Here is an 8,227-nt window from a genome sequence, read left to right on the forward strand (position 1 = left end):
ATTTATTATATGACGCAAATTTCCACCCGTCCGCCCACGTTTGTGTGCTTCTGTAATTCTAAGCAATTATTCCATTTCTCCTATCAGCGCTATATTGAAAATCAAATTCGAGAAACATTTGGGTTGGAAGGAACTCCTATTCGAATTTTAGTTCGTGAGCGGGGAGAAAAAGTATAAACAATCGCCAAGTGACATAAAAGGAGGAGTCGGATTGAAAGGCTTTCTGCTGTATCTTCTGTTTTGTGTATTGGTTCCTTATTTGTTAGGGTCATTGAGCTTTTCTGTAATCGTATCAAAAGGATTATATCATCAAGATATTCGTAAATTTGGTTCTGGAAATGCAGGTATGACCAATGTTTTGCGGACATTTGGAAAAAAGGCTGCGGCATTGACCATTGTAGGTGACATTGGAAAGGGTATTTTGGCTGTTGTTTTGGCAAAATGGTTCTTTCAATCGGAGCTTGCTTGCGAGAATTCTTATTTTTTAGGCGCAATCTTTGGAATTTATTTGGCGGCATTTTTTGCGGTCATTGGCCATGTATATCCATTGTATTTTGGTTTTAAAGGCGGAAAAGCTGTATCGGTTGCTACGGGGACGATTGTAGCCATTTCTCCAATTATGGTATTGCCGTTGCTCGTGATATTTTTTGGAGTGTTGGCCATAGGGAAAATGGTTTCCTTGTCCAGCATTTGTTGCGCAGCAGCTTATCCGATCGTTACATTTTTATATTATTATTTGTTTGAAGAAAGTTCTGTTTCGGCTATTTTAACAGCAACGCTAGGAGCGGCGATTATGGGTGGACTTGTCATATGGTTGCATCGCTCCAACATTGTTCGTATTCGCAATGGAACAGAGTATAAGTTCTTTCAAAAAAAGAAGTAGGAAAATGACAAACGGCGTCCAGTTGATTGAAGAACTGGACGCCGTTTGTTGTTAAAAATAAAAATCGCCCGACCATAGGTCGGGCGGCGCTTTTCGTTTTCATTACAGAGCGCGGGTAACCTTACCGGAACGCAGGCAACGGGTGCAGGCGTAGATATAACGGGGAGAACCGTCGACTACCGCTTTCACTCTTTTTACGTTGGGTTTCCAAGTACGGTTAGAGCGGCGATGAGAGTGAGAAACTTTAATACCAAACGCCACACCTTTACCGCAGCAATCACATTTTGCCATTGTACTGCACCTCCTCTTTTCAAGTAGCTAGAATATAATACCAGACATTTTGAAAAAAAGCAAGTTTTTTTCAAAAATAAATTTTAATACGAATGATTTGTAAGTTAAATTTGCAATTGAAAAATGATTTTGGAACGGCGGTTGTTATTTGTGCTTAAAAATGGTATTATAGAGTGTCTACACAAATCAAACGAGGGAACCATTATGGATTATGCAAAATTGGCTCTTTATGTGGCACGTGCAATTGCACTGTTAACCGCAATCCCTTTTCATGAGGCTGCACATGCTTGGGCTTCGGACAAGTTAGGGGATCCCACGGCGAAAATGTATGGGCGTATGTCTTTAAACCCTGTTCGTCATTTCGATCTTCTTGGTGCGCTGTGCATGATTTTGGTGGGATTTGGATGGGCAAAGCCGGTTCCGGTTGCGGCCAGAAATAATTTTAGACATCCTCGTCGTGATATGGCGTTGTCTGCTGCCGCTGGCCCTTTGGCGAATGTTCTTCTTGCGGTGATTTGCCTGATTTTTTATAAACTGGTCTGGTATCTTGTAATCCCTCTCTATTACGGTGAATTTGTTTGGCTTTTTATATTGAACGTTTTGAGTTCGATGATTAGTGTAAACATTACTTTGGCGGTTTTTAATTTGTTGCCGGTTCCACCCTTGGACGGTTCACGGATTTTTAACGTATTGCTTCCGGAGCGCATTTATTTTGGAATTATGCGCTATGAGCGTGTAATTTTGTTTTGTTTGTTTGCGGTGCTTTGGCTTGGGGTTTTGGATGGCCCCTTAAATGTGATGTACAACTGGCTTTTGCAGGGGTTGGATATGCTTACGGGTTTTATTGATTGGATTTTTACTTGAGATTAGGGAGAAAAAATGAAGGTACTTACATTTAAGTTGGAGCAATTTGAAGGTCCTTTGGATCTGTTGCTTTACCTTGTCTCCAAAAATAAGATGAATCTTTATGATATAGAGATTGTATCCTTGATTGATCAATACGTTTCTGTGGTTCATGAGCTGTCCCCTGAGCAAATGGAGAGTGCAAGCGAATTTATAGAAATGGCTGCTCGACTGGTGCAGATGAAATCTTATTTTTTGCTACCGAAAAGCGAAGAGGCCGAACGGATAAAAGAAGAACTTACTGGTTTGCTTGTAGAATATTCTTTGTGCAAAAAAGTTGCCGCAAAACTGAAAACTATGCAAGAGAACGTTTATTATGTAGTACGTTCTCCGATGGAAATACAGTTTGACACGGAATACAGATTGCATCACGATGTATATTTGTTGGAAAATGCCTATAATTCTCTACAAGGACGTAGCTTGCAGAAGCGAACTCCACAGCAGGAGAGATTTGAGCCTTTGACTGCGGCTCCTTTTGTATCGGTAGGTTCACGAATCATAACGGTTTTGCGTGGCTTAGTAACGGGTCGTGTAAAAAAACTTCGACAGCTATTTAAAAAGGATGGAAGTAGAAGTCAAACGGTGGCGACCTTTTTGGCGGTGCTTGAACTAGTACGGGCAGGACGGATTGAAATCGGAACCGATGAAACTCTGACGGTTAAACGCAAGCGGGAGGATAAAAAATGGAACTCAGACAATTGAAGGCAACCGTGGAGGCTATGTTATTTGCTTGTGGAGATCCTGTTGATTCTGGACGTTTGGCTGAGGTGCTTGAACTGCCAGTAGAAGATGTGGAGCGAGTTTTGGTATGCCTTGCAGATGAGTATGCATCCCAAGAAAGAGGAATTTGCCTGTTAAGCATAGAGAATCGTTGGCAACTTGCAACTAAAACAGAATACGCAAGGGAAATAAAGCTTTTACTTGATAATCGTCGCAATACACCTTTGTCGCCTGCGGCGCTTGAAGTGTTAGCAATTATTGCCTACAATCAGCCTGTATCGCGTTCTTTTGTAGAGCAGGTGCGTGGAGTTGATTCGTCATCTACTATTCAAACATTGGCTCAAAAAGGGTTGGTCGAAGAAGCGGGCCGTTTGGATCTTCCGGGGCGTCCAATTTCTTTCCGAACAACGGATACTTTTCTTCGTACCTTTGGTTTGAAAAGTTTGACGGATTTGCCGCCTCTGCATGAAGATGATTATCCGTTGGAGGCCATTGCTGCCGGAGTACAAGAAACGGTGATTGAGCAAGAGGCGAAAGAGTGATGGGACAGGTTTTGCATATCCTGGGTTATAGTTTTTTGGGTTTGTTGGCCCTGTTACTATTGCTTTTGCTATGTCCGGTCAGCCTTTTGGTAGAAATAAAGTACGACAAAATAAGTGTTAAACTAAAGATATTGTTTTTTTCTTTTTTGTTGTATCCATCAAAGTCCCGAGAATCTTCTGAATCTTCAGATAATCTAGATAAGGCGCATGAAGATGAGAAACCCGCTCCCGAGGATGCAGAACCTCAGAAGGCTGAAGAGGGGGCACAAACGAAAAGCTCTTTCAGGAAAATGAGTCTGTCTGAATTGGCTCAATTTGTGTCTACGGCGGGGCGATTTATACGTGTCTTGCTTAAATTTGTTCAAATTCGGGATATTCGAATTGTGTATCCGATTCATGGAGAGGATGCGGCGCAGACAGCAATTCGTTATGGAAGGTTTCAAGCATATTTAGGCAGTACATTAGGCGTTCTTCAAAATTTTTTGAATTTGCATTTTAAGCAAGTGGATATTCTTCCTGATTTTAATGACAATTGTGAATATCGACGTTATTTCTATTGTAAAATACAGGCGATTCCGTTTATAATAGTGATAGTGGCTCTTTATGCTTTAGCCCGTCTAAAGAGTGAAAAGGTAGTTTAATTTGGAGGCTTATGTATGAGCGAACATCCGATTCAAGGGCTGATGGATGTCACCCTGGAAAAGATTAAAAGTATGGTGGATTCGAACACCATTATTGGAAATCCCATTAATATGGCTGATGGGACTATGATTTTACCGGTATCTAAAGTTACTTTTGGCTTTGCTTCCGGTGGTTCGGATTTTCCAACAAAAACCTCAAAAGACCTTTTTGGTGGCGGGAGTGGCGCAGGTGTGTCCATTTCTCCTATCGCGTTTTTGGTTGTCCATGAAGGAAATGTGCGCCTTCTTCAACTATCGGATACTTCGAATAGTTTGGATCGGGCCATTGGAATGATGCCGGAGATGGTGGACAAGGTATCGGATATGTTTTCTAAAAAAGAAAATAAAAAGGATGCAGACAAAGAGCAAAAGTAGTGTTTAGGGGGCGCGGTGCGCCCCTTTTTTGGACAAAACTGCTAGTGTTTCTAAAACAAAGGAAAAGGATTGGAATTATGGCACTTGAACGAATTCAAAAAGTAATGGCACAACAGGGGATATGTTCGCGCCGAGCTGCGGAACACTTAATTGAACGCGGTAAGGTGAAGTTGAACGGACATCCGGTTGCACTGGGCGATAAGATGGACCCTGCTCGAGATGTGCTCACTGTAGAGGGACAACGTGTATATGTCCCACGCAGAACAGAAAAATATTATTACATGTTGAATAAGCCCAGAGGGTACATCACCACAACCAGCGATGAACGCGGACGAAAAACGGTAATGGAGTTGCTGGAGGACATTCCGGCACGTGTGTATCCAATCGGGCGACTCGATAAAGATAGTGAAGGGCTTTTGCTGTTTACAAACGATGGAGAATTTGCAAATCTGCTTACCCATCCAAGCCATGGAGTTTCAAAATTATATCGGGTGACGGTTCGTCCTCATGCGACGGAGGAACAGATCATTGCGTTGACGGATGGTGTCTTATTGGATGATGGCACGAAAACATTGCCGGCGGTCATTCATGTTGTAACAGATGAACCAGAACGGACTGTAATGGAAATGACAATTCGCGAAGGGAAAAACCGGCAAATTCGCCGCATGTGTGAAGCGGTAGGATTGGATGTAATTCGCTTAAAACGAGCGGCTTTGGGCGCGGTTCGCCTTGGAATGTTGCAACCTGGTCAGTACCGCGAATTGACCCAGAGCGAGGTAAATGCGTTACGGGCTGCGGCACAAAAGGGCAAGACAACGGCTCAAATTGCTCGCAATACACAGGCGAATGCTGCAAAAAAGGCAATGCGTCCGCATGGTGTCCGTGCACCGAAGGGGGCGGTTGCGGCTAAAAGGAGGCAAAGCAAAAAATGATTGCTATGCGTCCCATTTTAGAACAAGATGTCATCGATTTGCTGAATAATGGCAGATTTGAAGGAGATCTGGATGGATACGTTGTTATGGAAGGACCAACGTACTTAGGATATATTTTGTACAGGTTGGATAAGACGATTGTTTCTGTGTTGGACTGCGGTGTGGAAAATACAGCATGTATCGACGGGGCAATACGTGCCTGTTTAGCTGCGGGAGAAAATGCGGGCTGTACCGCTTTCGAGATCAATGGGGAAGACGAAAAATTAAAAAAATGGAGAAATATTTTTTGTAAGAACGAACCGGATCCGGTTCCAATTAATAAAATTTTTTCACTTTGCAAATAATTTGCAGTTTTCCGTGAAATAAGGTCTTGTTATTGTTTTATCAAAATAGTATAATGGTTGTAATTTGGAATTTTATGCAGGAGGGCTGTTCATGGCAAAAGCAACATCCGGCAAGGAAGTCCTTGCTAAATTTTTTGATGAAGGCGCCTATCAGACGTTGTATGCTGACGCAAACAGCGCAGTAACGGCTGCTTTCGGTAGCGCAAACGGGACGCCCGTGTATGCGGTGTGTCAGAATGGTGCGGCAATGTGCGCCAAGGATACGGAGAAAGTGGTCAAGGTTTTGGATATGGCCGGAAAGACCGGTAATCCTGTGGTGACTTTTTACAATTCGATTGGATCAAAACTGGAAGAAGGTTTGGCAGCCCTTGCAGGCAGCGCCAATGTAGCGGCAGCAGTGGCACGGTTGTCTGGCGTTGTTCCGCAAATTGCGGTGGTAACAGGTGTCTGCGGTGCAGGAAGTGCATTGGCAGCGGCTGGTGCAGACATTTGTGTTATGAGCAAAGAGGGCGAACTGTTTTTGACAGCTCCATTTACCAGTGCAGCGGCTGGGGATAAAGTGGAAAATGCTGGCTCTGCGGAATATGCGGCAAAAGCGGGCGTTGCGACCATTGTGGTTGATAATGCTGAAGAGGCCGCTGTAAAGGCTGCTGAGTTGGTTGCACTGCTTCCGGCGAATAATTTGGCAGGTGCGGCTGTGTTCGAGTCTGCGGCTCCGACAGGTGCTCTGAATTTGGCCAAATATGCTGCAGCAGATGCAGTAAAGGCTTTGGTAGATGCAGACAGCGCTGTGGAACTGTATGCCGGATTTGGTAAAAATGTAATTACTGCTCTGGCCACTGTTGGCGGAAGTGTGGTAGGCATTGTTGCTACAGAGAAGGCTTTGTGCCGTGAGTGCGTTTCTAAGACTGCACGCTTTGTTCGTTTGTGCGATGCTTTTAGTATCCCTGTTGTTACGGTTGTGAACACCGATGGGTTCGTAGCAAGTTCTTCTGAAGAAGAGGCTGGCGGTCTGCGTGAGGCGGCTCGTTTGACAGGTACTTATGCAGATGCGACAACTGCGAAAGTGGCTGTTGTGACTGGCAGTGCGGTAGGTACCGCCTATACAGCTTTGGCAAATGCAGATTTGACCATTGCGGTTGAGGGTTGCACAATTTCTGCTCTTGATCCGAAAGCTGCTGTGACGGTTTTGTATAAGGACGAGCTGGAAAAAGGTAACAATATTGCTGGCGATACACAGAAATTGGCTGCTAAATATGCTGCAGAAGTTTGCAGCGCTTCCAGTGCGGTTGAGGCTGGTCTGGCTGACTTTGCAGTTGATGCAGCTTCTGTACGTGCTACATTGGTAGGCGCTTTGGATATGCTGTCCACAAAACGTACGCAGCGTATGCCGAAAAAGCATGGCAATATGTCTCTGTAATTAATGAATATAGACATCATAAATGGGAGGAACTCCAACATGAAAACTTTTAACGTAACTGTGAATGGCACTGCTTATAGTGTTACTGTCGAGGAAACCGCTGGCGGCGCTCCTGTTGCCGCTCCCGCTCCTGCTCCTGCTGCTCCTAAGGCTGCTCCTGCTGCTCCCGCCGCTCCTGCAGCTCCCAAGGCTGCTCCTGCTCCCGCTGCTGGTGCTGTTACAGTCACCGCGCCGATGCCTGGCAATATTTTGGATGTAAAGGTTTCCAACGGCGCATCCGTAAAAGCAGGTGATGTACTGTGCATTTTGGAAGCAATGAAAATGGAAAATGAGATTGTTGCTCCCCAGGACGGTACAGTGGCTTCTATCAATTGCAGCAAGGGCGATGTTGTCAATGTTGGCGACGTGCTTGTGTCTCTCAACTAATTGAGAACGAGGTGAAACATTTTGGCTAAAAAAATCAAAATTACAGAATGCGTATTGCGTGACGCACATCAAAGCTTGATTGCGACTCGAATGACGCTGGATGAAATGCTGCCCATTCTTTCCACAATGGATGAGATTGGTTATTATTCATTGGAGTGCTGGGGCGGTGCTACGTTTGACTCCTGCATTCGCTTTTTGGATGAGGATCCGTGGGAGCGTCTTCGGACGATTCGGCGGGAATGCCCGAAAACAAATTTGCAGATGTTGTTCCGTGGTCAAAATATGTTGGGATATCGTCCCTATGCGGATGATGCTGTAGAGTATTTTGTCCAGAAATCTGTGGCAAATGGTATTGATATTCTTCGTATTTTTGATGCGTTGAATGATCCGCGCAATCTGGAGACTGCGATTAAAGCCTCTAAGAAAGAAAAAGCGCATGTGCAGGCTTGCATTAGCTATACTTTGAGCCCTGTGCATAACAATGAGTATTTTGCAGAGTATGCAAAGACTTTGGAGAATATGGGTGCGGATAGCATCTGTATCAAAGATATGGCAGGCTTGCTGACTCCGTATGCATGCAGTGATTTGGTTTCTGCACTGAAGAAAACGGTGAAAATCCCTGTTGATATTCACTCTCATTACACTTCTGGTTTGGCTTCCATGTCCATTTTGAAGGGCATTGAGGCGGGCGCGGATATTATTGATACGGTT

At 44.3% G+C, this 8,227-nt stretch carries 12 protein-coding genes and 1 pseudogene; 12 read left to right on the plus strand and 1 reads right to left on the minus strand.

Features of this window, described 5'->3' with window-relative positions; genetic code table 11:
* Positions 1-177 (plus strand): annotated as a pseudogene (locus AB5H98_RS11865) (ribosome biogenesis GTPase Der); the annotation flags it as partial.
* Between the two features lie 34 nt (positions 178-211).
* Positions 212-883: a glycerol-3-phosphate 1-O-acyltransferase PlsY gene (gene plsY, locus AB5H98_RS11870; protein WP_367926107.1), complete on the plus strand. Its 672-nt coding sequence runs from the start codon at positions 212-214 to the stop codon at positions 881-883.
* Between the two features lie 102 nt (positions 884-985).
* Here plsY and rpmB read toward each other — a convergent pair whose 3' ends face one another.
* Positions 986-1,174: a 50S ribosomal protein L28 gene (gene rpmB / locus AB5H98_RS11875; protein ID WP_349214860.1), complete on the minus strand. Its 189-nt coding sequence runs from the start codon at positions 1,172-1,174 to the stop codon at positions 986-988.
* Between the two features lie 204 nt (positions 1,175-1,378).
* On the opposite strand from rpmB, the gene AB5H98_RS11880 reads away from it, so the two are divergent.
* The 10 genes from AB5H98_RS11880 to AB5H98_RS11925 form a co-directional block, all read left to right on the plus strand.
* Entirely contained in the window at positions 1,379-2,038 is a 660-nt protein-coding gene (locus AB5H98_RS11880; protein WP_367926108.1) for a site-2 protease family protein, read from the plus strand.
* A 15-nt stretch (positions 2,039-2,053) separates the two neighbouring features.
* The gene (locus AB5H98_RS11885; RefSeq protein WP_367926109.1) at positions 2,054-2,779 is read left to right on the plus strand and encodes a ScpA family protein; all 726 of its coding nucleotides are present in this window, start codon (positions 2,054-2,056) and stop codon (positions 2,777-2,779) included.
* A complete protein-coding gene (gene scpB / locus AB5H98_RS11890) occupies positions 2,761-3,339 on the plus strand; it encodes an SMC-Scp complex subunit ScpB (protein WP_367926110.1) in 579 nt (192 codons plus the stop codon). The genes AB5H98_RS11885 and scpB overlap by 19 nt, the downstream gene beginning before the upstream one ends.
* Positions 3,339-3,980 carry a DUF2953 domain-containing protein gene (locus AB5H98_RS11895; RefSeq protein ID WP_367926111.1) on the plus strand — a complete coding sequence of 214 codons (642 nt, stop codon included), beginning with the start codon at positions 3,339-3,341 and terminating at the stop codon, positions 3,978-3,980. The genes scpB and AB5H98_RS11895 overlap by 1 nt, the downstream gene beginning before the upstream one ends.
* 15 nt (positions 3,981-3,995) lie before the next feature.
* Entirely contained in the window at positions 3,996-4,394 is a 399-nt protein-coding gene (gene ytfJ / locus AB5H98_RS11900) for a GerW family sporulation protein (protein WP_367926112.1), read from the plus strand.
* A 77-nt stretch (positions 4,395-4,471) separates the two neighbouring features.
* Positions 4,472-5,326 carry a pseudouridine synthase gene (locus AB5H98_RS11905; RefSeq protein WP_367926113.1) on the plus strand — a complete coding sequence of 285 codons (855 nt, stop codon included), beginning with the start codon at positions 4,472-4,474 and terminating at the stop codon, positions 5,324-5,326.
* Positions 5,323-5,670 (plus strand): hypothetical protein, encoded by a 348-nt coding sequence (locus tag AB5H98_RS11910; protein WP_367926114.1) that lies wholly within the window; start codon positions 5,323-5,325, stop codon positions 5,668-5,670. The genes AB5H98_RS11905 and AB5H98_RS11910 overlap by 4 nt, the downstream gene beginning before the upstream one ends.
* A gap of 91 nt (positions 5,671-5,761) precedes the next feature.
* On the plus strand, positions 5,762-7,090 hold the full coding sequence (locus AB5H98_RS11915; RefSeq protein ID WP_367926115.1) for a carboxyl transferase domain-containing protein: 1,329 nt from the start codon (positions 5,762-5,764) through the stop codon (positions 7,088-7,090).
* 39 nt (positions 7,091-7,129) lie between these two features.
* The gene (locus tag AB5H98_RS11920; protein WP_367926116.1) at positions 7,130-7,516 is read left to right on the plus strand and encodes a biotin/lipoyl-containing protein; all 387 of its coding nucleotides are present in this window, start codon (positions 7,130-7,132) and stop codon (positions 7,514-7,516) included.
* 21 nt (positions 7,517-7,537) lie between these two features.
* The coding region (locus tag AB5H98_RS11925) for a pyruvate carboxylase subunit B (RefSeq protein WP_367926117.1) at positions 7,538-8,227 on the plus strand (690 nt) is incomplete at its 3' end.

The organism is uncultured Ruthenibacterium sp., assembly GCF_963558415.1.
Taxonomy (GTDB): domain Bacteria; phylum Bacillota; class Clostridia; order Oscillospirales; family Ruminococcaceae; genus Ruthenibacterium.